Genomic DNA, 23537 nt, shown 5'->3' on the forward strand with positions numbered 1-23537 from the left:
CGCTCAGATAGCGGGGGTGTTTGTCGCGCGCGGCGAGTTTTCGCCGAGATCCCAGAAGAGGCCCGCCATGATCTGCAGACCTTCACGCACGACCGGTCCGAGCAGATGCTCGTTGGGCGCGTGCTGCGAACAGGCCGGGTACGAGTGCGGCACCCAGATGGTCGGCAGGCCGAGCGTGTCGGCGAACACTTCGTTGGGCAGCGTGCCGCCCAGATTCGGCAGCACGGCGGTCTTCTTGCCGGTGGTCTGTTCGAGCGAGGCAATCGCCCACGTGACCCACGCATCGTCCGGGTTCAGACGCGTGGCGGGGGCGCCGCGCTCAAGGTCGATCTGCACTTGCGAGAAGCCGTGCGCATCCAGATGCTTGCGCAGATGCCGTTCGAGGTTGTCCCAATCGGTGCCGACCACGAAGCGCAACTGGCAATGCGCGAACGCCGACGACGGAATCGCATTGACCGGGTTCTCCGGGTTGCCGGCCTTGAACGCGAGTATTTCGAAGCTGTTCCAGCCGAACACGCGCTCGGGTGCGGTAAGGCCTGGCTCGCCCCAGTTTTCGTCGACGTCCGGATCGCCCGGGCCGCCGCCTACCGTGATATCGGCGAGCGCACGGCGCACCGCCTCGGGAATCGGCGGCGGGCGCAAACCGTCGACGGCGATCACACCGCGCGCGTCGACGAGGCTCGCCAACGCATTCGCCAGTACCGTCGCCGGATTGCGCAGCAGGCCACCCCAGTTGCCCGAATGATGCGCGCCGTCGCGCAGATTCAACGACAGCCTGAAATTCACCGAACCGCGCGAGCCGAGGAACACGGTGGGGCGGCGCGCGGCGAGACGTGGACCGTCGGAGGCGATCAGCACGTCGGCGGCCAGTTCTTCACGGTGCGCGTGGCAGATCGCGTCGAGTCCGGGCGAGCCGGTTTCCTCGCCCATCTCGATCAGCAGCTTCGCGTTGAAGCCGAGCTTGCCGTCGCGCGCGGCCAGCACGCTCGCCAGCGCGGCGAGGTTGATGCTGTGCTGACCTTTGTTGTCGGCGGTGCCGCGGCCGAACCAGCGTTCGCCTTCGACGGTCACGGCCCACGGCGTCAGCGGCGCGCGCCACTGGCTGTCGTAGCCGCGCACCACGTCGCCGTGGCCGTAGATCAGCACGGTGGGAAGATGGTCGCCCTCGTGGCGCTGCGCGATCAGGAAAGGCCCGAAGCCGTCCACCGGATTGGTGACGATGCGCGTGCTGAAACCGAGGCTTTTTGCTTCCGGCGTGATCTCGTCGGTCAGATACGACAGCAGCGTGGCGGCGCGGTCGTCCTCCTGACTTTCGGTGCGAAAACCGACGCGGCGGTTGAGGGTTTCCAGAAAGGCGCCGGATTCGAAATGGTGGGTGGCGTGCTCGATGGCCTGAGTGCGGCTCATGCGTGTCTCCAATGCGGGCAAATGTGGGGGCGGGCGGCGCGTGGTCGTTTGTCTGATGACGCTCGACGCGGCCTGCATCTTCGAACCGATTCTAGGAGGCCGTTTTTTTTGTCACAATGATCGTCTTTCGAAGCTTGCGTTGCCGAAAAGGCAAAGCTCGCCGCGCGTACAGAAGGCGCTTGCGGATATCGGCGCGCCTGCGCTGACGTTGAATGGGACATCACACATGGCACTTTCGCTGCATGGCATCGCGCTGCGCTATTTCGTCGAAGTCGCGCGCACCGGTTCGCTCAGCGACGCGTCCGCGCGGCTGCATGTCGCCGTCTCGGCGATCAGCCGGCAGGTGGCGCGGCTCGAAAGCGATCTCGGCGTCGCGCTATTCGAGCGGCGTCCGCGCGGCATGGCGCTTTCCGAAGCCGGCGAGCGCCTGCTGGCCTACGCGCAGCGCAGCCTGCTGGAGGCGGAGCATGTGATGAAAGAGATCGGCGGCCTCGAGACCCTGCACGGCAGCATGATCAAGGTGACGAGTTCCGAAGGTTTCGCCGCCGACTTCCTGCCCACCGCGATGGCGAGTTTCCGGGTTCAGTATCCGGGCATCGACTTCACGCTCTCGGTCATGTCGCCGGGCGAGGCGACCCGTCAGGTGCGCGACGGCGACGCCGACCTCGCGTTGACCTTCAGCCTCGCGCCGGAAAAGGGCGTGAAAGTCGAGCACACGGAGCGCGCGCCGGTGCTGGCGCTGCTGCGCGCCGATCATCCGCTGGCCGCGCGCGCAAAGGTGTCGCTCGCCGACTTGCAGCGCTATCCGCTCGTGCTGCCCGAGCCCGGCACGACGATTCGTCAGTTGATCGACATTACCTGCGCGCTCGAAGGCGTCCTGCTCGAACCCGAGCTGACCTGCAACAACAGCGGCGCCATGTATCGCTACGCACAGAAGTCCGGCGCGATCATGTTCACGGGTCTGCTGTCCGTGCGTGACCGTTACGCCGGCGATGGTTTCGTCGTGATGCCACTGACGCATCCGCAGATGCGCCAGCGCAGCATCCAGGTGCAGACCATGGCGGGGCGTGAACTGCCGCAGTCGGTGAGGGCGTTCCGGGATCATCTGATCGCGGAAATCGCGGGTGTGAAGCCGGCGGATGCGACGGCCTCGAAGGCCGCGCGAAAGCGCGGCAGAGCCAAGGGCTGACGGCCGCTGTGGCTGGAGAATCCACGCGGCATCAGGCCGGCGAGACTGCGATCACGACGGCCCGCGCACGACCAACCAGGCCGGCGGCATGCGTGCGATAGCGATCGATTCGCGACCGATTGAAAGGCAAATGTTGCAGCCGGATCGCGAATCACGACCTAAACTGTGGTGGACGGGGTGGGCTGAAAGCGCCGCAGTGCATGACCGGCAATGCTGCGGTGCATGGCGATGGTAGGATTCAGCCCGAAAAATGGAGAGCGGCGCGCGCTCGAATTCGCGCGCCGTCCACAACAGAGCGATAGGACCCAGGACATCGAATGGCGCAACAAAAAACAAACCCAAAACTTGAGCAGGCGCTGACGCGCGGGGATCTGGCCATCCGTCAGGCGAATTCGGCGCGGGCCACGGCATTGCTGCGCGCGTTGGGCAAGATGATCGTGGACGCGTCGGCCACTATCGGCGTGGAAGCCTTCACCCTGATTCCCGACGGCGACAAGATCTACGATCCGGCCGATGGGCTGTGGCCGCAGGAACTGCAGGTCTCGCTCGATGGCCCCGTCGAAGAGGCCGATCCGGATGAAGTGCGCACGGTCCGCCTGATCGCCGACGATCCCGGCACGGTGTTCCGGGTCGAGTGGCAGCGCGCCGACGGCAAGATCGGGCGCCAGGACGGCGGCCCGTTCGCCACGGTGGCGTTTATCTCCGACGTGGACATTCCGTGGACGGATGACGAGGACTGAGCGGGCCCGGCTCGCGGCACTGATGTTTCGTCGGGCGCGGCGATCAGCGCCTGGCGTTCGTTATGGTTGACGGCCGGAAAACCTACTTCATCATCCGGCGGCGAAACAGAATCGCCGACACGATAAACCCGCCGAGCGCATACGCGGCCAGCACAGCGATATGCAACAGCGCATTATCGACGGGCCGACCCAGCATGGCCGGCCGCATCAGGTCGACCGCATGCGCCAACGGCAACATCTGGGTCGCGCCCCGCGCGACGGCAGGCAGCTGCGAGACCGGAAAGAACACGCCCGATAGCAGCAGCATCGGCGTCAATACCAGCGTCTGGTAAAACATGAAGAAGTCGTACGAAGGCGCGAGCGCCGTCACGACCATCGCGATGCTCGCGAACGCAAGCCCGGTCAGCACGATGACCGGCAAGGCCAGCAGCATCGACGGGAAATTCGCGTAGCCCAATGCGCCTGCCACCAGCATGATCGCGGCGCCCGAGAGCACTGACTTGCTGGCTGCCCAGATCACCTCGCCGAGCACGATGTCGCCGAGCGTCAGCGGCGTATGCATGATCGCTTCCCAGGTGCGCTGCACATGCATGCGCGAGAAGCCCGAATACATCGACTCGAAACTCGCCGACATCATCACGCTCGAGGCCACTGTGCCCGCCGCGAGAAACGCGATATACGACACGCCGTCGACATGGCCGACCATCAGCCCCAGCCCGAAGCCGAGGCCGAACAGATAGATCATCGGGTCGGCCAGGTTGCCGAACATCGAGGCGATCGCGAGTTTCTTCCACACCAGATAGTTGCGGCGCCACACCGCGATCCAGTTGCTGGCGTTCGCGGGGAAGGCGGCGAAGGTTTCCTGATTGGATGGCGTGTCGCCGGCGGTTTCGTAGGTGCGTGCGTCCATTGCGTGTCTCGTGCGTGTCCCTGCGTGGTTTCTGTCAGGGCGTCGTTATGGTTGTACCGCGTTGCGTGCGATGCCGGTCTCGACCGATGCGCTTCAATCCTGCATCTCGCGGCCCGTGAGCCGCAGGAACACATCTTCCAGATTCGCCGGTCGATGCAGATAGCGCAGATCCGCGCGCTGCTTGAGCCGCGCATGCACCGGCTGCGCGTCGTTGACATAGCAGAACAGCGTCTCGCCGCTGATCTCGGTGCGCTCGACGAGCGGCGCCAGTTCATCGCGCAACGCGACGGGATCGGGTCCGAAGATCTCGATCACATCGCAACCGATCTCGGAAGCGATCAATGCGCTCGGCGCGCCTTCGGCGATCTTGCGTCCTTCCTCGATCACGCACAGCCGGTGGCAGAGGCGTTCGGCTTCTTCCATGAAGTGCGTGGTCAGCAGAATGGTCTTGCCGCGCGCGAGCAGCGAGCGCAGCCGCTCCCAGATCAGATGCCGCGCCTGCGGATCGAGGCCGGTGGTCGGTTCGTCCATGATCAGCACATCGGGATCGTTGACGAGCGCGCGCGCCAGCGTGAGGCGCCGCTTCATGCCGCCGGACAACTCGCTCACGCGCGCGTCCGCCTTGCTTTCGAGCCGCGCGAATTCGAGCAGCGAAGGCGCCATCGCACGGCATTGCGCGGCGCTCAAACCGAAGTAGCGGCCGAACACCAGCAGGTTCTCACGCACCGTGAAGTCGGGATCGAGATTGTCGAACTGCGGCACCACGCCGACGCGCGCCCGTGCCACGCGCGCGCGGCCGGGGATCGGCTCGCCGCACAGACGGATCGTGCCCGCGTCCGGCGCGGCGATGCCGAGCAGCATACGCAACGTGGTGGTCTTGCCCGCTCCGTTCGGGCCGAGCAGGCCGAAGCATTCGCCGGCGTTGACATGAAACGACAGTCCATCGACGACCGTTTTTTCGCCGTAGCTTTTTTTGACTTGATGAAATTCGATGGCGGCTTCGGGCATGGATCGAACGAGTCTCCAAGGAGGGCGTGAATGACGTGAATGACGTGAGTGGCCGGGGGAGGCGGCCTATTCTAGGGCATCGGCGCGACACTGTTGGTTCGCCCCGACAATCCGAAGCCGGTTTCTTGCACTGCGGCATCGACGCGCGGAGACCCTCCCAGCGGCTCGCGCACCTGTTTAGGGCGTGGTTAGAGGGTGGTCAGCGCACACTTAGCGTTTTCCATCCCTTGCAACCTGAATTGCGGCGCACCATGATTAATTGAGAATCGCGCGTCCCGCGCGAAGGGAGAAAAATCATGGCGAGCTACCAGAAAATCCTGCTGTGCTACGACGGCTCGCGCGAAGGCCGCAAAGCACTCCGTTGCGGCGCCGACTTGGCGTTGGATCTGAAAGCGGAAACGCATTTGCTGTCCGTCGTTGACATGCGCTCGAGTATTGCGCAAAGCGCGGGCCTGCTGACCGACGTGGCCTGCGGCAGTTTCGAAAAGACCGCACGCGACATCCTGCAGGAAGGCGTTGATTGGCTCACCGAGCGAGGCGTCACCGCACAAGGGCATTTTGCATTCGGCCATCCGATCGATGAGATCGCCACTCTCGCCAATGAACTGCATGTCGACCTGGTCGTGGTCGGCCACCGTTGCCGCACGGGTTTGTCGCGATGGTGGATGGGCGCGGGCAATACGCCGCTGCTCGACCGTGTCTCGTGCAGCATTCTGGTGGCGTGTTCTTCGGCGCAGGAGCAGCAGCAAGCGGCGGCTTGATGCGCATGTCGGCCATTGAGGGCGGTTGGCTGGGGGTCGGGTACTCCGGCCTCACTACCCGATGGCCTTGACGTCATAACGAAGTCGCTGCACGACTCGTCACGACTCGCCGAATAATTGGCGCGATCAAGGGATCCGCGCCATACAAAGCCGACGTGCCGCGATCACTCGTTCAGATTGACCGCGGCCAGCTTCCACGTGAATATCCCTTCGCGCCGAAAGATCGCCGAGTAACGCGCGTCGCCGGCGCCATGCTGGTACGTGACGACAAACTCGTTGAGCCCACGATAGCCCGCCGTGGTCTGCGGCGGTTGCGGGGGCGTGGTGTTGGCATTCCCGTTCGCCGCGTTGCCGGCAGGAGGCGCTGCCGGTGCCGGTGCGGTCGCGGCGGCGTCGGACGGATTGTTCGCGGCCGGCGGCGCGGGCGGCCGCTCACCCGGATCGCCGCGCGGCGGCATGCCGTTCAGCAAGGCCGCGACACCGTCCGGTGTGGCATAGGCATCCACGAGCGGGCCGATCAACGCGACGCCGATCATCGCGCCGATGGCGGCCAATGGATTGCCGTTGCTGTGCGCGCCAAGCCGGCGTGTCAGCAGGCCGGCGACCTGTTCCTTCAGGCTCTCACGCAACGCAGGGAAGTCGACGTACTGATTGACTGTTTGCGCGTCGCGCGCATCGGCCGCGCGTTTGAGATTGTTCAGCGCGATGTACGGCGACGCATAAGCAAACCCCAGTGCGGCGATCACCACGCTCACGATTAGCGTGACGATCAGCGGCTTTGTGGCGCCGCCTCTGCTGCCGCGTTGGGTATGTTTCGGAACTGCCATCGAGTGGGACTCTCCATCAGGTGTGATCTAACGTGGACCGCGGCCACGCGAAAACGATCCCACGCAATGCAATCTCTCGCCGCCCGCTCAAGACAGGGTCATCACGACTCGAACACCGCGCCATGGACGTTGGCTTCGTCGGCGATGCAGCGGTCGATCATGCGGCAAACCGCGTCCATCGTGCCGACCATGATGAGACGCGACGGCCCGTGATAGACCCGCACCGGTGCGCGACGCGCGGGTTCGGCCGTATTCAGGCCGGAATTCAACGACACGCGGGCAAACGCCGGCAACGACGAAGGCAAGCTCGACGCAGCCTCGGGCGAGTCGAACAGCGACGGTGTGCTGCGCGTGGCCGCCTCGATCAATGAGCAGGGCACCAGCTTGCGAAGGTGACGCAGACGACCGAACTGGCGAAAGGGCAGCAGGCGGGCAAGACGTTCCATGAGACTCTCCAGACGATGCAACGTTGATGCGGCGTTGATGCAGTGTCGATGCGACATTGACGCGGCTTTTTATTCTGTTGAACGCGCAAAAGGGTTAGAACTGGGTTAGAACTCGCCGGGGCGGATCAGCCCCACGGCGATACCCTCCAGCGCGAACTCCGCACTGCCGGTTTCAACGAAGATGTTTTCGTAATCGGGGTTCTCGGCGATCAGTTCGAGCCCGTTCGGCCGGCGCTTCAGGCGCTTGACCGTGACGTCGTCGCCGAGCCGGGCAATGATGATCTGGCCGTCTTTTGCTTCGCTGCGCTTTTGCACCGCGAGCAGGTCGCCGTCGAAGATGCCCGCGTCGCGCATGGACAGTCCGCGCACCTTCAGCAGGTAATCGGGCTTGCTCGAGAACAGCGCCGGGTCGCACGCGTAGTGCTGCGAGATATGTTCCTGCGCGAGGATCGGGCTGCCGGCGGCAACGCGCCCGATTAGCGGCAGCGACAGTTGCATGATGCTGGCGTGCGGCAGCGTGAACTGGTGCGGCGAGTCTTCCGGACCGGCCAGCAGGCGAATGCCGCGCGATGCGCCGGCCGCGAGTTCGATCACGCCCTTGCGGGCGAGTGCGCGCAGATGTTCTTCTGCCGAATTGGCCGAGCTGAAACCCAGCTCGGCGGCGATCTCCGCGCGGGTGGGCGGAAAGCCGGTGCGTTCGATAGCCCTGCGGATCAGATCGAAAACCTGCTGCTGTCGTGCGGTGAGTTTGGTCATGGCGCCACTGTATGTATGAACAGGTGACTGTATTTTTATACAGTATTCGGCGCAATTCAAGCTTTACTTTAAGTTCGGGGCGAAGGGCGGCGTTCCAGCGCCGTCAAACGATGCTTTAACAGCCGTTTTCGTTCAGCAACGCCTTATCCAGCTGTCGTTACCACTTTTGAGTATTAAAAAATGAAGAAACATTATTTTTAATGATGAAAGCCCTTCGATAGACTGGGCCTCCAGTTGACGTTCATGTGCACGTGACCGCGACACAAGAAAAGACACCACACGCTGTTTCAGCGGACAACGCGGAGAAAGTTGACATGAATCACCAAGGTACGGGGCTGGCAGGCAGGACGCAGAAACTGATCGCGGCGCTCGCATTGAGCGCGGCGGGCGCGCTCGGTGTGATGGCGCAGGCGCACGCCGCCGACACGACGCTGCTGAACGTCTCCTACGACCCGACGCGTGAGCTGTATCAGGACGTCAACCAGGCGTTCGGCAAGGAGTGGAAGGCGAAGACGGGCGAGACGATCACCTTCAAGCAGTCGCACGGCGGCTCGGGCGCCCAGGCGCGCTCGGTGCTCGACGGTCTGCAGGCCGACGTGGTGACGCTGGCGCTCGCCTATGACATCGACGCACTGGCGAACAAGGGTTTGCTGGACAAGGGCTGGCAGAAGCGGTTGCCGGATAACGCCTCGCCGTACACGTCGACGATCGTGTTTCTGGTGCGCAAGGGCAACCCGAAGCACATCAAGGACTGGGACGATCTGATCAAGCCGGGTGTGTCGATCGTGACGCCGAACCCGAAGACGTCGGGCGGCGCGCGCTGGAACTACCTCGCGGCTTGGGCGTACGCCGAGCATCAGCCGGGCGGCAATGATCAGAAGGCCAAGCAATTCGTCGGCAAGCTGTACAAGAATGCCGGCGTGCTGGATTCCGGCGCGCGCGGCGCGACCACCAGCTTCGTGCAACGCGGCATTGGCGACGTGCTGATCGCATGGGAAAACGAAGCGTTTCTGTCGCTGAAGGAATTCGGTCCGGAGAAGTTCGAGATCGTGGTGCCGTCGGTGAGCATTCTGGCCGAGCCGCCGGTCGCGGTGGTGGACAAGGTGGTCGACAAGCACGGCACGCGCAAGGTCGCCGAAGCTTACCTGAACTTCCTGTATAGCGAGCAAGGCCAGGAGATCGCGGCGAAGAACTTCTACCGTCCGCGTTCGAACAAGGTGCCGGCCGAGCTGACCGCCAAGTTTCCGAAGCTGAAGCTGTACACGGTGGACGATTCGTTCGGCGGCTGGACCAACGCGCAGAAGACGCACTTTGCCGACGGCGGCGTGTTCGATTCGATCTATCAGCCGCAGTAACAGGCCCGCTGCCGGCATCGGCAAAGGCATAGGCATAGGCACAGGCATAGGCAGCACGACGCGGCGACGCGTCACTCCCGAGCGCGCCCCATGGGGCGCGCTTTTGGCCGCCAGGGCCCGGCGGCCGGCAATACGAGCATCAACCTGAACGAGTAACGAGCATGACGACGTTGACCTTCCGAAAACCGAGCGCGTTGCCCGGTTTTGGCCTGACACTCGGCATCACGGTGGCTTATCTGAGCCTCGTGGTGCTGATTCCGCTTGCGGCGACCTTTCTCAAGACCGCCACGCTCGACTGGAGCCAGTTCGTGCGCGCGGTGAGCTCGCCGCGCGTGCTCGCGTCGTATCGGCTCACCTTCTTTTCCGCGCTCGGCGGCGCGCTGATCAATGCGGTGTTCGGCTTTCTGGTGGCGTGGGTGCTGGTGCGCTACACGTTTCCGTTCAAGCGCATTGTCGATGCCGTGGTCGATCTGCCGTTCGCGCTGCCCACCTCGGTCGCGGGTATTTCGCTCGCGGCCGTGTACGCGGGCAACGGCTGGATCGGGCAGTTCCTCGAGCCGCTCGGCCTGAAGATCGCGTTCACGCCGGCGGGCGTGCTGGTCGCGCTGACCTTCATCGGTTTGCCGTTCGTGGTGCGCACGGTGCAGCCGGTGCTCGAGGAGTTCGAGCGCGAGCAGGAAGAGGCGGCGGCGTGCCTGGGCGCATCGCGCTGGCTGACGTTTCGCCGCGTGGTGTTGCCGGCGGTGTTTCCTGCTCTGCTGACGGGCTTCGCGCTGGCATTCGCGCGCGCGCTCGGCGAATACGGCTCGGTGATTTTCATTGCCGGCAATGTGCCGATGAAGTCGGAAATCACGTCGCTGCTCATCATCACCAAGCTCGAGCAGTACGACTACGCGGGTGCGACTGCGATCGCGGTCGTGATGCTGGTCGTGTCGTTCCTGATGCTGCTCTTTATCAATACCTTGCAGTGGTATCTGCAGCGCCGCACGAGTCGTGGGGGCGCGGGCCCGGCGCCTGCTGCCGCGAGTGTCGCGGCGATCGGTGTCGGCGGAGGTGCGCAATGAGCCGCGATTCCGTGAAGAATGCAGGTACTTCCGCAGCCGTGGCCGTGGCGCCGCGCGCGCCGCTGAACGTCGCGCGCCGGCCCGATCCGGTCACCGAACCGCCTGTCGTGCGCTGGATTCTCACCGGCGTCGCGCTGCTGTTTCTCGCGCTGTTTCTCGTCGTACCGCTCGCCGCCGTGTTCTATCAGGCGTTGAACAAGGGGCTCGGCTTCTATCTGGAATCGCTCGCCGATCCGGACGCGCTCTCGGCGATCAAGCTCACCGTGATCACCGCCGCGATCGCGGTGCCGCTGAACCTCGTGTTCGGCCTCGTGGCTTCGTGGTGTATCGCCAAGTTCGAGTTCCGCGGCAAGGCGCTGCTGACCACGCTGATCGATCTGCCGTTCTCGGTGTCGCCGGTGATCTCGGGCTTGATCTATGTGTTGATGTTCGGCGCGCAGGGCTGGTTCGGCCCGTGGCTGCAGGACCACAACGCGCAGATCATTTTCGCGGTGCCGGGCATCGTGATGGCAACGATCTTCGTCACGTTCCCGTTCGTCGCGCGTGAACTGATTCCGTTGATGCAGGCGCAAGGCAACGACGAAGAAGAAGCCGCGCACGTGCTCGGCGCGTCGGGCTGGCAGATCTTCCGCCGCGTCACGCTGCCCAACGTCAAATGGGGCCTGCTGTACGGCGTGATTCTGTGTAACGCGCGGGCAATGGGCGAGTTCGGCGCGGTGTCGGTCGTGTCGGGCCATATTCGCGGCCAGACCGACACGATGCCCCTGCACGTCGAAATTCTCTACAACGAATACAACTTCTCGGCGGCGTTCGCCGTGGCGTCGGTGCTGGCTCTGCTCGCGCTCGTGACGCTCGGCCTGAAGCTGCTCGCCGAGCGCCATATGTCGGCGGAACTGTCGGCCGCGCGCGACGTGCCCGCATACGCGGGTCCCGTTACGCCTGCGGCCAATGCAACAAGCGCAACACACACAACGCAAACAACGCATGCACCGCAGCAACACCCGCTCAAGCAAGGAGAGCTGTAATGGGTATCACCGTTCGTAACCTGCAGAAGCGCTTCGGCGATTTCGTCGCGCTCGATAACGTCTCGCTCGACTTTCCGCCGGGCGAACTGGTTGCGCTGCTCGGGCCGTCGGGTTGTGGCAAGACGACCTTGCTGCGCGTGATCGCGGGACTCGAATACGCTGACGGCGGCCAGGTCGTGCTGCAGGGCCAGGACGTGGCGACGGTCGGCGCGCGCGAGCGGGAAGTGGGCTTCGTGTTCCAGCATTACGCGCTGTTCCGCCATATGACGGTGTTCGAGAACGTGGCCTTCGGCTTGCGCGTGAAGCCGCGCAAGGAGCGCCCCTCGGAAGCGGTGATCCGCGAGAAGGTGCATGAACTGCTCAAGCTCGTGCAGCTCGACTGGCTCGCGCAACGCTATCCGTCGGAGCTGTCGGGTGGCCAGCGGCAACGTATCGCGCTCGCGCGCGCGTTGGCCGTCGAACCGAAAGTGCTGCTGCTCGACGAACCGTTCGGCGCGCTGGATGCGAAGGTGCGCAAGGAACTGCGCAGCTGGCTGCGTCGTCTGCACGACGATCTGCATATTTCGACGATCTTCGTCACGCACGATCAGGAAGAAGCGCTCGAAGTGGCCGACCGTATCGTCGTGCTGAATCGCGGGCATGTGGAGCAGGTGGGCAGTCCGCAGGACGTGTACGACCATCCGCAAACCTCGTTCGTCTACGAGTTTCTCGGCGCGGCGAACCGTCTGCATGGCAACGTCGATGCAAGCGGTTTCGTGGTGGACGGCGCGGCGCTGCCGGTTTCCATCAAGGCCGATTTCAGCGGCCCCGCGTTCGCCTATGTGCGTCCGCACGATCTGCAGTTGTACCCGCAGGCGTCGGGACATCGCGAAGGCATCGTCGTCGACGTGCGGCGCGTGGTGACGCTGGGTGGCTCGGTGCGGGTCGAACTCGCGGGCCGCGAGGGCAACCTGCTTGAAGCCGAACTCGATCGCGAAGCGTGGCGCGATCTGCAGCTCTCGATCGGCGATGGCGTGACCGCGGTGCCGCGCGCCTTGCGTGTGTTTCCAGCGCAGTGAGCGCAGCGCAGTCAGGCGCGCAGCGACAGCAACACGACCCGGCGTTTCAAACGAACTCAAATAACTCAACTCTGGCCGAACCGGAGACATCAAGATGAATTTCCAGCAATTGCGCTTTGTGCGCGAAGCCGTGCGTCAGAACATGAATCTGACCGAGGTGGCGAACGTGCTGTACACGTCGCAGTCGGGCGTATCGAAACAGATCAAGGATCTGGAGGACGAACTCGGCGTCGACATTTTCATTCGACGCGGCAAGCGCCTCACGGGCCTCACTGAGCCGGGCAAGGCCGTACATCAACTGATCGAGCGGATGCTGCTCGACGCGGAGAATCTGCGCCGGGTCGCGCGCCAGTACGCCGATCAGGATAGCGGCCACCTCGTCGTGGCGACCACCCATACGCAGGCGCGCTACGCGTTGCCGAAGGTGATCCGTCAATTCACCGAGGTGTTCCCGAAAGTGCATCTGGCGCTGCGTCAGGGCAGCCCGCAACAGATCGCGCAGATGATCATCAACGGCGAAGCGGACATCGGCATCTCCACCGAAGCGCTCGACCGTTTCCCGGATATCGTCACGTTCCCGTGCTATTCGTGGCATCACGTCGTGGTCGTGCCGAAGGATCATCCGCTGGTGGGCCGTCCGAATCTGACGCTCGACGAAATCGCGGAATTCCCGATCGTCACATACGATCAGGACTTCACGGGCCGCTCGCATATCGACCAGGCGTTCGCGAAGGCGGGCGCGTTGCCCGACGTCGTGCTGACCGCAATCGACGCCGACGTGATCAAGACCTACGTCGAACTCGGCATGGGCATCGGCGTGGTCGCGGCGATGGCCTACGATCCGAAACGCGATACGGAACTGGTCGCGCTCGACACGCAGCATCTGTTCGAGGCGAGCACGACGCGGGTCGGTTTGCGCAAGGGCGCGTTCCTGCGCGCGTACGCGTACCGGTTGATCGAGATGTTCGCGCCGCAATTGAACGAAGCGGATATCGCCGCGCAGTTGCGCGAAGCGGTTTGATAGATGCGCCGGATCGTCGCGGTCCGGCGCAACGCCGAACGCTGCCGCACGAATTCAGCGCGGCGGCCGGTTAGTGTGAACTTCATGCGGGCTGCGGCTGGCCCTGGTGCAGACGCCACGCAAACGTGTGGCGCCAAAGCGCCGGCCTCATGCAACCCCGAATCGAACGGACATCCGTTTTTTCACGCATGGCGGCGCGCGGCGCATCGCTTACAATCGCCGCCATGAATACTTCGACTTCTTCTTCCGCTATACCTTCAAACGAAGGCGCCACGTCATTGCTGCCGCGCATCGTCGTGCTGGCGACCGGCGGCACGATTGCCGGCGCGGCCGCGAGCGCCACCAACACCTCGGGTTATCAGGCCGGCGTGATCGGCGTCGAGCAATTGCTGGCCGTGGTGCCGGCCTTGTCGACGGTGGCGCGCATGGAGAGCGAGCAGATTGCCAGCGTCGACAGCAAGGACATGGCGATGCCGCTTTGGACCACGCTCGCGCAACGCATCAACACGCTGCTCGCCGACGACGAGATCGACGGCGTGGTGGTCACGCACGGCACCGACACGCTCGAAGAAACCGCCTACCTGCTGCATCTCACCGTCAAGTCGGACAAGCCGGTCGTGCTGACGGCGGCCATGCGCCCGGCCTCGGCGCTGTCCGCCGATGGCCCGCTGAATCTGCTGAACGCCGTGACGGTCGCCGCACAGGCGAGTTCGCGCGGGCAGGGCGTGCTGGTGGCCTTCAACAACAAGATCCATAGCGCGCGTGACGTGGTCAAGACGAGCACCTATGCGGTCGACGCGTTTCACTCGCCCGAAATCGGCGCGCTCGGCTGGGTGCAGGACGGCCGCGTCGAGTTCCAGCGCGGCGTTGTGCGTCCGCATACGCTCGCAACCGAGTTCGTGATCGGCGCGACGTGGCCGCATGTGGAAATCGTCGTGAGCTACGCGGGCGTGTCGCGCATTGCCGTCGATGCGTTGGTTGCCGCGGGTGTGCGCGGCATCGTCGTGGCGGGCACGGGCAATGGCTCGATTCACGCCTCGGTGCAGCAGGCGCTCGCCGATGCCGCCTCGCAAGGCGTCGCGGTGGTGCGTGCGTCGCGCGTGGGATCGGGGCACGTGATGCGCAACGGCGCGGCCGCCGACGACGCACTCGGCTTCGTCAGCGCGGGTTCGCTGAATCCGTACAAGGCGCGCGTGCTGCTGATGCTGGCATTGGCCGCGGGCGCCACGGGGCCGGTGGCGTTGCAGAAGACTTTCGATACGTACTGACCGATGCAGCGCTGAGCAATTCAGCGCATGACGCCCAAATGACAACGCGGCGCCCAGGTCATCGACCGGAGCGCCGCGTTGTCGTTTCAGCTTGCGGTTTATCGCTAGCGCCGAAAAGGCGACGCCTGCACGCTGTTAGTTCGCCAGATCTGGCGGCAACTTCCCGCCGTTTGCTGCCAGCGCCACCATCACCTGTTTATGCAGCCAGATGTTCATGCTTGCCGAATCGTTCGTGTCGCCGGTGTACTTCAGCTCCCTGGCGAGTTCCTTGCGATGATCGAGGCTGCTGTCGACGCCGAGCGCCTTCAGCGTGTCGACGATCGACGTGCGCCAGTTCAACGTTTGACCGCTCTCGCTCACGAACTGGTCCATGACGACAGCGACGTCGACGTCGGCCAGCGGCGCGGGCGCCGGGGTGGCCGACGGTGCAGCAGCTTGCGCCGCGGCCGGATCCGGTGTCGGCTCGACAGCGGGCGCGGGCTGGTCCGGTTTCGCTTTGCCAAAGAGCTTATGTACGATGTCACCAAAGATGCTCATTCTGAATCCTTTGCAGAGGGGTTACTGGCGCAAGCACATTCCGCTCACGGGTTGAACACTGGTTGGGAATCGGGCGAATGAAACAGCGGGCACGCGTTGCCATGACCAGCAAGCCGCACTTGGACGCCGACACGCCCGCAACCAGACTCAACGAGTGTAGGAGAAAAGCGCGGACCGATGTGTCAAAAAAGGTCGAGCAAAGGGGACGGAGTTGCAAGCAAATGCAAGCAGACTTGCGAGCATGCGTACTAGGGGAGCGGCAAAGTGACATGCCGGTGAGCGGCGTGCGTGACGCACCCGCTGCGAGAGTTTGGCCGAAAAAGCATAAACATCGCTAGACATTGAAATCCGACAGCCGGACACCCGACGACGACGTCTGACCGACCAAGGCTTCCCCGGCGCCGCCGGGTGCCGCTGCGGACCCCACTTGCCGCTCTCAGCCCAGAGCGGCACGATTTGCCCGTTCCGCCGTGCTGCCGCACGACGAACCGGGCGCCCCACCTGCGACTGCCATGACGTTGATAGTGCAACGATCAGGGCAGTCCGTATCACTGCCTCAAGCCCCCTTGGCTTCGCTGCCCGGCGCTTGCGCTACTTCGAAATTCGCCATGATTTCGAGCGCGCGCACCATTGCCGAGTGATCCCATGCCTTGCCGCCGTTCGCCGCGCACACGCTGAACAGTTGCTGCGCGCTCGCCGTATGCGGCAGGGCGATGCCGAGCTTGCGCGCGCCGTCGAGTGCGAGGTTCAGATCCTTCTGGTGCAGTTCGATGCGGAAGCCCGGATCGAACTTGCGCTTGGTCATGCGCTCGCCGTGCACTTCGAGAATCCGCGACGAAGCGAAGCCGCCCATCAGCGCCTTGCGCACACGTTCCGGATCGGCGCCCGAGCGCGAGGCGAACAGCAGCGCTTCGGCCACGGCTTCGATATTCAGCGCGACGATGATCTGGTTTGCGACCTTGCAGGTCTGGCCCGCGCCGTTGTCGCCGATCAGCGAGATGTTCTTGCCCATCAGTTCGAACAGCGGCCTGGCCGTGGCGAACGCCTTTTCCGGGCCGCCCACCATGATCGTCAGCGACGCTTCACGCGCGCCGACTTCGCCGCCGGAAACCGGCGCATCCAGGTAGTCGACGCCGAGCGCATTGATCTTCTTCGCGAAAGCTTGCGTGTCGAGCGGCGAGATCGAGCTCATGTCGATCACGAGCTTGCCTTGCGAAAGGCCGGCGGCGACGCCGTCGTCGGCGAACAGTACGTTGGCGACATCAGGCGTGTCCGGCACCATGATGATCACGATGTCGGCGGCCTGCGCGACAGCGGTCGAATTGGCGACGACGCTCGTCGTTTTGCTCAGATCTTCCGGCACCGGGTACGCGCCATTCACGAACAGCGAGTGACCGCCCTTGATGAGGTTGCGCGCCATGTGCGCGCCCATGATGCCGAGGCCGATAAAACCGATCTTTGCCATGTGTCTAAATCTCCAGTGTTGTTTGGGGTCCCTCGTGGGACTTCCTTCGGGGCGTCGAGCGCCTGATCCCGCCCGGCAATGAGGCTATGCGACGCTCAGGCGGCGGCGTGCGCCGCGCCGCGGGTTTGCCCGGCCACGCTCTGCACCCAGCCGAGGCCGGCGGTGGTTGTCGTGCGAGGTTTGTATTCGCATCCGACGTAGCCGTCATAGCCGAGCGAGTCGAGCAGATCGAACAGGAACGGGTAGTTGATTTCGCCGGTGCCCGGTTCATTGCGGCCCGGGTTGTCGGCGAGCTGGATGTGCGCGATTTGCGGCAGGTTCTTTTTGATGGTCGCCGCGAGTTCGCCTTCCATGCGTTGCATGTGATAGATGTCGTACTGCAGGAACAGATTGTCCGAGCCGACTGCGCGGATCACGTCGAGGCCTTCGGCCGAACGGTTCAATGGGAAACCCGGAATGTCATAAGAATTGCACGGCTCGACCAGCAGCTTGATGCCGGCCTTCTTCAGTTCGCCCGCGGCGAAGCGCAGGTTGTCGACGATGGTTGAGCGCGCCTTGTCCGCATCCACGCCGGCCGTCGGAATGCCGACGAGGCAGTTCAGTTGCGGCACCTTCAATGCTTTCGCGTATTCGATCGCGCGGCCGACGCCTTCCTGGAATTCGCTCACGCGATGCGGCAGGCACGCAATGCCGCGTTCGCCGGCTTCCCAGTTGCCCGCAGGCAGGTTGTGCAGCACCAGCTTCAGGCGGTTCTGCTGCAGACGCTCGCTCAATTCAGCGATTTGAAACGGATACGGAAACAGAAATTCGACGGCGTGAAAGCCCGCGTCCGCAGCGGCCGCAAAGCGGTCGAGGAACGGGACTTCGTTGAACAGCATGGTGAGATTCGCTGCAAATTTCGGCATGGTGCGTCTGTCTCTCTGGTCGGTCAGTGGAATAACTTCGTGAGGCGGTTCGGTGTCGCTGAACCGCGCTCACGTGATGCTCATCTTTTCGCTGCGTCAGGCCACTCAGTCGAGCATGCTGATCGCGGTCGGTGCGTCTTCGCGCTTCGTGGCCAGTTCTTCGAACTCGTTGATCGCGTCGATTTCGGTGCCCATCGAGATGTTGGTCACACGTTCGAGAATCACTTCGACGATCACCGGCACGTTGAATTCGGAGAGCATCGATTGCGCTTTCAGCAGCGCGGGCTTCAGTTCTTCCGGCTTGAACACGCGGATCGCCTTGCAACCCAGACCTTCGGCGACCGCGACGTGATCCACGCCGTAGCCGTTCATCTCCGGCGCGTTGATGTTCTCGAAGCCGAGCTGCACGCAGAAGTCCATGTCGAACGCGCGCTGCGCCTGGCGGATCAGGCCGAGGTACGAGTTGTTCACCACCACATGCACATACGGCAGCTTGAATTGCGCGCCGGCGGCCAGCTCTTCGATCATGAACTGGAAGTCGTAGTCGCCCGAGAGCGCGACGATCGGACGCTGCGGGTCAGCCGCACGCACGCCGAGCGCTGCCGGAATCGTCCAGCCGAGCGGACCCGCCTGGCCGCAGTTGATCCAGTTGCGCGCCTTGTAGACATGCAGGAACTGCGCGCCGGCGATCTGCGAGAGACCGATCGTGCTCACGTAGCACGTGTCGCGGCCGAACACCTGGTTCATCTCTTCGTAGACGCGTTGCGGCTTCATCGGCACGTTGTCGAAGTGCGTCTTGCGATGCATCGTGCGCTTGCGTTCCTGGCAGTCGGCGACCCACGCGCTACGGTCCTTCAGCTTGCCCGCGGCCTTCCATTCCTTGGCCACTTCGACGAACAGTTCGAGCGCGGCCTTCGCGTCCGACACGATGCCCAGATCCGGGCCGAACACGCGGCCAATCTGCGTCGGTTCGATGTCGACGTGCACGAACTTGCGGCCCTTCGTGTACACCTCGACGCTGCCTGTATGACGGTTCGCCCAGCGGTTGCCGATGCCGAGCACGAAGTCGGAGGCGAGCATCGTCGCGTTGCCGTAGCGGTGCGAGGTTTGCAGGCCGACCATGCCGGCCATCAGCGGATGGTCGTCGGGAATCGCGCCCCACGACATCAGCGTCGGGATCGCCGGCACGCCGATGGTTTCAGCGAACGTGACCAGCAGATCTTCCGCGGCCGCGTTCAGCACGCCGCCACCCGAGACGATCAGCGGCTTGTCCGAGTTGTTCAGCAAGGTGAGCGCAGCTTCGATCTGCTTGCGCGTCGCTTTCGGCTTGTAGACCGGCAGCGGTTCGTACGTGTCGATGTCGAATTCGATTTCGGCGAGTTGCACGTCGATCGGCAGGTCGACCAGCACCGGACCCGGACGGCCCGAGCGCATCAGGTGAAAAGCCTGCTGGAACACGCGCGGCACCAGCGCCGGTTCACGCACGGTGACGGCCCACTTGGTGACCGGCTTGGCGATCGATTCGATATCGACGGCCTGGAAATCTTCCTTGTACAGACGCGCGCGCGGCGCCTGGCCCGTGATGGCAAGAATAGGAATGGAGTCGGCCTGAGCCGAGTACAAACCGGTGATCATGTCGGTGCCGGCGGGGCCCGACGTGCCGATACACACGCCGATGTTGCCCGGTTGGGCGCGCGTGTAGCCTTCGGCCATATGCGACGCGCCTTCGACGTGGCGGGCCAGCACGTGGCTGATGTTGCCTGCCTTGCGCATGGCCGAGTAGAACGGGTTGATCGCTGCGCCCGGAACGCCGAATGCGGTGTCGATGCCCTCTTTTTCGAGCACCAGCACCGCTGCGTCGACGGCTCTCATCTTGGCCATGAATGTCTCCTGAATGTCTTGGGAATGGGCGAATTAAAAGTGTTGAGTGCACTTTAGGCCTGACGGAAAGGTTTGATAAGATCAGTCCGGGTCGCTTATTTCGAAACAAAAAGTATGGAATGGCCCGCGGACTGGCATCAGGACTAGCAGCAGGGAGACAAAAATGGATCGCTTCAAACAGATCGAAACCTTCGTGCGTGTCGCGGATGCCGGCAGCCTGGCGGCGGCCGCGCTGGAGGAGGGCGTGTCGCCGGTGATTCTGGGTCGCCGCATCGACGCGCTGGAAAAGCGTCTCGGCGTCAAACTCATGTACCGCTCGACGCGGCGGCTGGTGGTCAGCGAAGACGGCGCCGCGTTTCTCGAGCGCTGCCGGGGTCTCCTCACCGAATGGGATCAGGCGGAAAACGAGCTTAGCGCCGGGCGGCGCGCCGTGAACGGCCATCTGATCGTGTCGGCGCCGGCCGCGTTCGGGCGCAAGCACGTCGCGCCGCTCGCGCCGGTGTTTCTCGCCGACAAGCCGGAATTGCAGGTGTCGTTCAATCTGACCGACCGGGTGGTGGATCTGGTGCGCGAGGGTTACGACCTGTCGATCCGTATCGGCGGCGCGGTCGATCCGAACTTCGTCGCGGTCAAGCTGGCGTCGAACCGGCGCGTGGTGTGCGGCACGCCGGAGTATTTTCGCCAGCACGGCCGGCCGAAAACGCTCGAAGACCTGCCGCAGCACAACTGTCTCGCGTTCAATCTGCAAGGCGGACAGAACCGCGGCTGGTATTTCCGCCGCAACGGCAAGCTGGCGACGGTGCGGGTGGGCGGCACGCTCGATTGCAACGACGGTGAATTGCTGCACCGCTGGGTGTCGGAAGGTCTCGGCCTCGGCTGGCGCTCCACGTGGGAGATCCAGCAGCAGCTGGCGCGCGGCGAGCTGGAAACCGTGCTCGACGAGTTCGCGCTGCCCGACTATGACATTCTCGCCGTCTACCCGCAGCAGCGGTACGTGCCGGCGAAGGTGCGGTACTTCATCGATTATCTGAAAGAGGTCTACGCCAGCGAGGATTACTGGAACCGCCCGGCTTACTAACCCTGCCGCATCCGGGCGCGCCGGCGCTTCGGCCAGATTTTTTGCGGATTCCGGGGGGCGTCGGGAATAAACTCGGCAAATGGCCGGTTATTCGTTGCAGAGAGTGTCCCGACGAGCTAAATCGCATAGCCGCAATGCCCTGGAGGGCCGAGGTGGTCCAGACCGATTCAGAACCTGTCCGCGCGCACGGCGAGTCCGAAGCAGCGCGGAGCCGGCGCTTTCAGCAGATGGCGCTGCCGCACCTCGATGCCGCGTACAACCTTGCGCGCTGGTTGTGCGGTAACGCGAGCGATGCCGACGACGTCGTGCAGGAAGCGTTCATGCGCGCATTCCGCTTCTTCGACACGTTTCGCGGCGACTCGGCGCGCCCCTGGCTGCTGGCGATCGTGCGACGCACCTGGTACACGGAATGGCGACGACGTTCGTCGTCGCATGAGACGGTGGAGTTCGACGACACCATGGACGACGCCTCGTTCGAAGGCTGGAGCGTCGGCGGTGCCGATCCGCAGGCGCTCCTGATCCGCGACGAGGACACGAAGCGCGTCCACGAGGCGCTTGCGCAGTTGCCGGTCGAATATCGGGAAGTGCTGATGCTGCGGGAGCTGGAGGAAATGGGTTACAAGGAGATCGCCGCGGTGGCCGACGTGCCTATCGGCACGGTGATGTCCCGGCTCGCGCGGGGGCGTCGCAAGCTTGCCGCGTTGCTCATGGAGAAACAGGGGGGCGGAAGCGCGTCGCACCGGTCATCCGCGTGCGCGGCGGCCGGCCCAGGCAGATCGGCTACGGCGAGCGTGACCCCATTGCGGGCGTCCGCCAACGGCCGGCCGCTCAACACACCCGGCGGCAGTGCCGCCGGCAACGCTCAGGAGACGCCAGATGGACTGTAACGAAGCGCGGCCGCTCCTCGACGCGAACGCCGATCACGAATTGCCCGCGCCGGACGCCCGGCGCGTTCAGCAGCACATCGAGAGCTGCGACGCCTGCCGGCGCGAAAGCGAGAACCTTCGAGCCTTGAGCGGCGCGGTGCGCGCGCTGCCTTACCATCGTGCGCCGCAGTCGCTGCGCGAGCGGATCGTCGCCGGATTGCCGTCCGTCGACGAGCCGGTTGCGGCGGCCGAGGCGCCGGTTGCCAACGTCAAGGCGCCGCCGCGCGAGCAGGCGCGGCGCGGCTGGCTCGAGCGTTTGCTGGCCGGTATGCGTGCGCCGCAGGGTGGCTTGGGCTGGCCGACGGGCGCTGGCACGGGCGGCGTCGGCGGTGGCGCGGTGGGCTCAGGCGGCGTGTTCGGGCGCGGCTGGCTGACGGTGCTGGTGCTCGCGCTGTGCGCGGCGGCGGCTGGCGTGGCGCTGAACCTGCGTCGGCCGGCGGACTTCGGGCCATTTACCGACGAGCTGATAGAGAGTCACGTACGCGCGCAGGTCTCGGGACGTGACATCGACGTGATTTCGACGGACCGGCATACGGTCAAGCCGTGGTTCAACGGTCGGCTCGACTATTCGCCGCCGGTCGAGGATCTCGCGGCGAACGGCTTCGCGCTGGAGGGCGGCCGCCTCGATTACCTCGCGCATCAGCGGGTGGCCGTGCTGGTGTACCGCTACCAGAAGCATGTGATCGACGTGTACGTCTTTCCGCAGACCGCCTCGAGCGGCACGGCGCCGGCGACGCTCGGCCGCGAAGGCTACTCGATTGCGCACTGGAACGCGGAAGGCATGACCTGGTGGGCAATCTCGGACGCCGCGCCGGATGCGCTGAAGGGGCTCGAAGTGGCACTGAAGGCGCGTCTGCAAAGCGGCAGCGAGCGCACGGAAACTGGCTCGTAGACTGCAAGCCGGCGTGCGGGGCGGCCCTGGCGGGCGGCACGTCGCCGGGGCTTGCGGGTGCGGTTGCTTCGCAGATTTCGTCGCGCGTTTCAGGCCGCCAGGCGTAAGAAACTGTCTGCATATCGCGGTGTCGGCGCCTAAACCTTTGAAAACACACCCGATTCGCGCCTCGCAATAACGGGATATCTTGCAGCCCGGCCCTAATCGGGTTACACTCTTGGGCTTCTCACTTGCCACACCGGTTCGACGCCCGGGTGGCTTTAATCCATAAGTCAGCACAAGGAGTGAATATGCGTCATTACGAAATCGTATTTATCGTGCACCCGGATCAGAGCGAGCAAGTGCCCGCCATGATCGAGCGTTACAAGTCCACGATCACCTCGCACGGTGGCCAGATCCACCGTATCGAAGACTGGGGCCGCCGCCAACTGGCCTACATGATCGAGAAACTCGCGAAGGCTCACTACGTCTGCATGAATATCGAATGCGACCAAACCACGCTCGACGAGCTGGAACACGCATTCAAGTTCAACGACGCTGTTCTGCGTCACCTGATCGTCAAGATGAAGAAGGCCGAGACCGGCCCGTCGCCGATGATGAAGGAAGTGCAGCGCGAAGAAGCCAAGAAGTCGGCTGCTACGCAACCGTCCGAAGCGCAGGCTTAAGACACACTATTTAAGCTACCAGATCAAAGCGTCGTTCTCGTCGAAGGCTACATGAATCGGCTGCAACTGACGGCCAGCGTCGTTGAACGCGAACCGGTGCGATATACCCCCGCCGGCGTTCCGATTGCAGGCTGCACGTTGCACCACCGCACGGAAGTCGTCGAAGCCGGCATTACCCGGCAAGTCGAACTGACCATGCAGGCAGTAGCCGCAGGCGAGGCGAGCGGTAAGCTGGAAAGCTGTCAGATGGGCGTGGAAACGCTCTTCACAGGCTTTCTGGCAAAAAAGCACCGCAACGCAAGAACTCTGGTATTTCACATCACAGCATTGCAGGACATTGGAAAGGACTGAAC

24 protein-coding genes are annotated in these 23537 nt (G+C 64.0%); 14 read left to right on the forward strand and 10 right to left on the reverse strand.

The window, feature by feature from the left end; all coding sequences use genetic code 11:
* Positions 1-3 precede the first annotated feature (3 nt).
* Positions 4-1407 (reverse strand): M20 family metallopeptidase, encoded by a 1404-nt coding sequence (locus B0G81_RS33675; protein ID WP_134141512.1) that lies wholly within the window; start codon positions 1405-1407, stop codon positions 4-6.
* A gap of 226 nt (positions 1408-1633) precedes the next feature.
* Between B0G81_RS33675 and B0G81_RS33680 the strand changes: the two genes are divergently transcribed.
* Together B0G81_RS33680 and B0G81_RS33685 are read left to right on the forward strand one after the other, a co-directional pair.
* On the forward strand, positions 1634-2596 hold the full coding sequence (locus tag B0G81_RS33680) for a LysR family transcriptional regulator (RefSeq protein ID WP_134141513.1): 963 nt from the start codon (positions 1634-1636) through the stop codon (positions 2594-2596).
* Between the two features lie 317 nt (positions 2597-2913).
* Complete coding sequence (locus B0G81_RS33685) at positions 2914-3336, forward strand: hypothetical protein (protein ID WP_116141074.1); 423 nt, start codon at positions 2914-2916, stop codon at positions 3334-3336.
* A gap of 82 nt (positions 3337-3418) precedes the next feature.
* On the opposite strand, the gene B0G81_RS33690 is transcribed toward B0G81_RS33685, so the two are convergent.
* The gene (locus B0G81_RS33690) at positions 3419-4246 is read right to left on the reverse strand and encodes an ABC transporter permease (RefSeq protein ID WP_134141515.1); all 828 of its coding nucleotides are present in this window, start codon (positions 4244-4246) and stop codon (positions 3419-3421) included.
* Positions 4247-4339: 93 nt separating this feature from the next.
* Positions 4340-5254, reverse strand: a complete 915-nt coding sequence (gene nodI, locus B0G81_RS33695) for a nodulation factor ABC transporter ATP-binding protein NodI (RefSeq protein WP_106283589.1) — start codon at positions 5252-5254, stop codon at positions 4340-4342.
* Between the two features lie 296 nt (positions 5255-5550).
* Here nodI and B0G81_RS33700 point away from each other — a divergent pair, with 296 nt between their 5' ends.
* On the forward strand, positions 5551-6015 hold the full coding sequence (locus tag B0G81_RS33700) for a universal stress protein (RefSeq protein ID WP_106283588.1): 465 nt from the start codon (positions 5551-5553) through the stop codon (positions 6013-6015).
* 164 nt (positions 6016-6179) lie between these two features.
* On the opposite strand, the gene B0G81_RS33705 is transcribed toward B0G81_RS33700, so the two are convergent.
* The 3 genes from B0G81_RS33705 to lexA form a co-directional block, all read right to left on the reverse strand.
* Positions 6180-6842: a DUF2939 domain-containing protein gene (locus tag B0G81_RS33705; protein WP_134141517.1), complete on the reverse strand. Its 663-nt coding sequence runs from the start codon at positions 6840-6842 to the stop codon at positions 6180-6182.
* A gap of 101 nt (positions 6843-6943) precedes the next feature.
* A complete protein-coding gene (locus B0G81_RS33710; protein ID WP_106283586.1) occupies positions 6944-7288 on the reverse strand; it encodes a hypothetical protein in 345 nt (114 codons plus the stop codon).
* Between the two features lie 105 nt (positions 7289-7393).
* A complete protein-coding gene (gene lexA, locus B0G81_RS33715; protein ID WP_012432789.1) occupies positions 7394-8044 on the reverse strand; it encodes a transcriptional repressor LexA in 651 nt (216 codons plus the stop codon).
* A gap of 314 nt (positions 8045-8358) precedes the next feature.
* Between lexA and B0G81_RS33720 the strand changes: the two genes are divergently transcribed.
* The 6 genes from B0G81_RS33720 to B0G81_RS33745 all read left to right on the forward strand — a co-directional run bounded on the left by B0G81_RS33720 (position 8359) and on the right by B0G81_RS33745 (position 14835).
* Positions 8359-9399 (forward strand): sulfate ABC transporter substrate-binding protein, encoded by a 1041-nt coding sequence (locus B0G81_RS33720; protein ID WP_134141519.1) that lies wholly within the window; start codon positions 8359-8361, stop codon positions 9397-9399.
* A gap of 161 nt (positions 9400-9560) precedes the next feature.
* On the forward strand, positions 9561-10463 hold the full coding sequence (cysT, locus tag B0G81_RS33725) for a sulfate ABC transporter permease subunit CysT (RefSeq protein ID WP_106283584.1): 903 nt from the start codon (positions 9561-9563) through the stop codon (positions 10461-10463).
* Complete coding sequence (cysW, locus tag B0G81_RS33730) at positions 10460-11488, forward strand: sulfate ABC transporter permease subunit CysW (protein ID WP_134141520.1); 1029 nt, start codon at positions 10460-10462, stop codon at positions 11486-11488. Before cysT ends, cysW begins: the two co-directional genes overlap by 4 nt.
* On the forward strand, positions 11488-12546 hold the full coding sequence (locus tag B0G81_RS33735) for a sulfate ABC transporter ATP-binding protein (RefSeq protein WP_012432793.1): 1059 nt from the start codon (positions 11488-11490) through the stop codon (positions 12544-12546). The genes cysW and B0G81_RS33735 overlap by 1 nt, the downstream gene beginning before the upstream one ends.
* A gap of 94 nt (positions 12547-12640) precedes the next feature.
* Positions 12641-13567 (forward strand): CysB family HTH-type transcriptional regulator, encoded by a 927-nt coding sequence (locus tag B0G81_RS33740; RefSeq protein ID WP_106283582.1) that lies wholly within the window; start codon positions 12641-12643, stop codon positions 13565-13567.
* Positions 13568-13791: 224 nt separating this feature from the next.
* A complete protein-coding gene (locus B0G81_RS33745) occupies positions 13792-14835 on the forward strand; it encodes an asparaginase (protein ID WP_134141522.1) in 1044 nt (347 codons plus the stop codon).
* Between the two features lie 135 nt (positions 14836-14970).
* Here B0G81_RS33745 and B0G81_RS33750 read toward each other — a convergent pair whose 3' ends face one another.
* The 4 genes from B0G81_RS33750 to gcl all read right to left on the reverse strand — a co-directional run bounded on the left by B0G81_RS33750 (position 14971) and on the right by gcl (position 19623).
* Positions 14971-15372: a DUF3597 domain-containing protein gene (locus tag B0G81_RS33750; protein WP_116141084.1), complete on the reverse strand. Its 402-nt coding sequence runs from the start codon at positions 15370-15372 to the stop codon at positions 14971-14973.
* A 556-nt stretch (positions 15373-15928) separates the two neighbouring features.
* Complete coding sequence (locus B0G81_RS33755; RefSeq protein ID WP_134141524.1) at positions 15929-16837, reverse strand: 2-hydroxy-3-oxopropionate reductase; 909 nt, start codon at positions 16835-16837, stop codon at positions 15929-15931.
* Positions 16838-16932: 95 nt separating this feature from the next.
* Complete coding sequence (gene hyi / locus B0G81_RS33760) at positions 16933-17742, reverse strand: hydroxypyruvate isomerase (protein ID WP_134141526.1); 810 nt, start codon at positions 17740-17742, stop codon at positions 16933-16935.
* 105 nt (positions 17743-17847) lie between these two features.
* Complete coding sequence (gcl, locus tag B0G81_RS33765; RefSeq protein WP_134141528.1) at positions 17848-19623, reverse strand: glyoxylate carboligase; 1776 nt, start codon at positions 19621-19623, stop codon at positions 17848-17850.
* Between the two features lie 163 nt (positions 19624-19786).
* Here gcl and B0G81_RS33770 point away from each other — a divergent pair, with 163 nt between their 5' ends.
* From B0G81_RS33770 to priB, 5 genes are all read left to right on the forward strand, one after another.
* Positions 19787-20701: a LysR family transcriptional regulator gene (locus B0G81_RS33770; protein ID WP_012432799.1), complete on the forward strand. Its 915-nt coding sequence runs from the start codon at positions 19787-19789 to the stop codon at positions 20699-20701.
* A 152-nt stretch (positions 20702-20853) separates the two neighbouring features.
* A complete protein-coding gene (locus B0G81_RS33775) occupies positions 20854-21588 on the forward strand; it encodes an RNA polymerase sigma factor (protein ID WP_134141530.1) in 735 nt (244 codons plus the stop codon).
* Positions 21578-22519 (forward strand): zf-HC2 domain-containing protein, encoded by a 942-nt coding sequence (locus B0G81_RS33780; RefSeq protein WP_106283576.1) that lies wholly within the window; start codon positions 21578-21580, stop codon positions 22517-22519. The genes B0G81_RS33775 and B0G81_RS33780 overlap by 11 nt, the downstream gene beginning before the upstream one ends.
* Positions 22520-22809: 290 nt before the next feature.
* Positions 22810-23184 carry a 30S ribosomal protein S6 gene (rpsF, locus tag B0G81_RS33785; protein ID WP_006048823.1) on the forward strand — a complete coding sequence of 125 codons (375 nt, stop codon included), beginning with the start codon at positions 22810-22812 and terminating at the stop codon, positions 23182-23184.
* Positions 23185-23235: 51 nt separating this feature from the next.
* Positions 23236-23535, forward strand: coding sequence for a primosomal replication protein N (gene priB, locus B0G81_RS33790; RefSeq protein ID WP_035550556.1), 300 nt, complete (start codon positions 23236-23238; stop codon positions 23533-23535).
* Positions 23536-23537 lie beyond the last annotated feature (2 nt).

Source organism: Paraburkholderia sp. BL6665CI2N2 (genome assembly GCF_004366535.1).
GTDB lineage: Bacteria > Pseudomonadota > Gammaproteobacteria > Burkholderiales > Burkholderiaceae > Paraburkholderia.

Bases quoted from the DNA above. Each gene is read 5' to 3' on its own strand.
- B0G81_RS33675 (WP_134141512.1), bottom strand. From the start codon at position 1,407: ATGAGCCGCACTCAGGCCATCGAGCACGCCACCCACCATTTCGAATCC.
- B0G81_RS33680 (WP_134141513.1), top strand. From the start codon at position 1,634: ATGGCACTTTCGCTGCATGGCATCGCGCTGCGCTATTTCGTCGAAGTC.
- B0G81_RS33685 (WP_116141074.1), top strand. From the start codon at position 2,914: ATGGCGCAACAAAAAACAAACCCAAAACTTGAGCAGGCGCTGACGCGC.
- B0G81_RS33690 (WP_134141515.1), bottom strand. From the start codon at position 4,246: ATGGACGCACGCACCTACGAAACCGCCGGCGACACGCCATCCAATCAG.
- nodI (WP_106283589.1), bottom strand. From the start codon at position 5,254: ATGCCCGAAGCCGCCATCGAATTTCATCAAGTCAAAAAAAGCTACGGC.
- B0G81_RS33700 (WP_106283588.1), top strand. From the start codon at position 5,551: ATGGCGAGCTACCAGAAAATCCTGCTGTGCTACGACGGCTCGCGCGAA.
- B0G81_RS33705 (WP_134141517.1), bottom strand. From the start codon at position 6,842: ATGGCAGTTCCGAAACATACCCAACGCGGCAGCAGAGGCGGCGCCACA.
- B0G81_RS33710 (WP_106283586.1), bottom strand. From the start codon at position 7,288: ATGGAACGTCTTGCCCGCCTGCTGCCCTTTCGCCAGTTCGGTCGTCTG.
- lexA (WP_012432789.1), bottom strand. From the start codon at position 8,044: ATGACCAAACTCACCGCACGACAGCAGCAGGTTTTCGATCTGATCCGC.
- B0G81_RS33720 (WP_134141519.1), top strand. From the start codon at position 8,359: ATGAATCACCAAGGTACGGGGCTGGCAGGCAGGACGCAGAAACTGATC.
- cysT (WP_106283584.1), top strand. From the start codon at position 9,561: ATGACGACGTTGACCTTCCGAAAACCGAGCGCGTTGCCCGGTTTTGGC.
- cysW (WP_134141520.1), top strand. From the start codon at position 10,460: ATGAGCCGCGATTCCGTGAAGAATGCAGGTACTTCCGCAGCCGTGGCC.
- B0G81_RS33735 (WP_012432793.1), top strand. From the start codon at position 11,488: ATGGGTATCACCGTTCGTAACCTGCAGAAGCGCTTCGGCGATTTCGTC.
- B0G81_RS33740 (WP_106283582.1), top strand. From the start codon at position 12,641: ATGAATTTCCAGCAATTGCGCTTTGTGCGCGAAGCCGTGCGTCAGAAC.
- B0G81_RS33745 (WP_134141522.1), top strand. From the start codon at position 13,792: ATGAATACTTCGACTTCTTCTTCCGCTATACCTTCAAACGAAGGCGCC.
- B0G81_RS33750 (WP_116141084.1), bottom strand. From the start codon at position 15,372: ATGAGCATCTTTGGTGACATCGTACATAAGCTCTTTGGCAAAGCGAAA.
- B0G81_RS33755 (WP_134141524.1), bottom strand. From the start codon at position 16,837: ATGGCAAAGATCGGTTTTATCGGCCTCGGCATCATGGGCGCGCACATG.
- hyi (WP_134141526.1), bottom strand. From the start codon at position 17,742: ATGCCGAAATTTGCAGCGAATCTCACCATGCTGTTCAACGAAGTCCCG.
- gcl (WP_134141528.1), bottom strand. From the start codon at position 19,623: ATGGCCAAGATGAGAGCCGTCGACGCAGCGGTGCTGGTGCTCGAAAAA.
- B0G81_RS33770 (WP_012432799.1), top strand. From the start codon at position 19,787: ATGGATCGCTTCAAACAGATCGAAACCTTCGTGCGTGTCGCGGATGCC.
- B0G81_RS33780 (WP_106283576.1), top strand. From the start codon at position 21,578: ATGGACTGTAACGAAGCGCGGCCGCTCCTCGACGCGAACGCCGATCAC.
- rpsF (WP_006048823.1), top strand. From the start codon at position 22,810: ATGCGTCATTACGAAATCGTATTTATCGTGCACCCGGATCAGAGCGAG.
- priB (WP_035550556.1), top strand. From the start codon at position 23,236: ATGAATCGGCTGCAACTGACGGCCAGCGTCGTTGAACGCGAACCGGTG.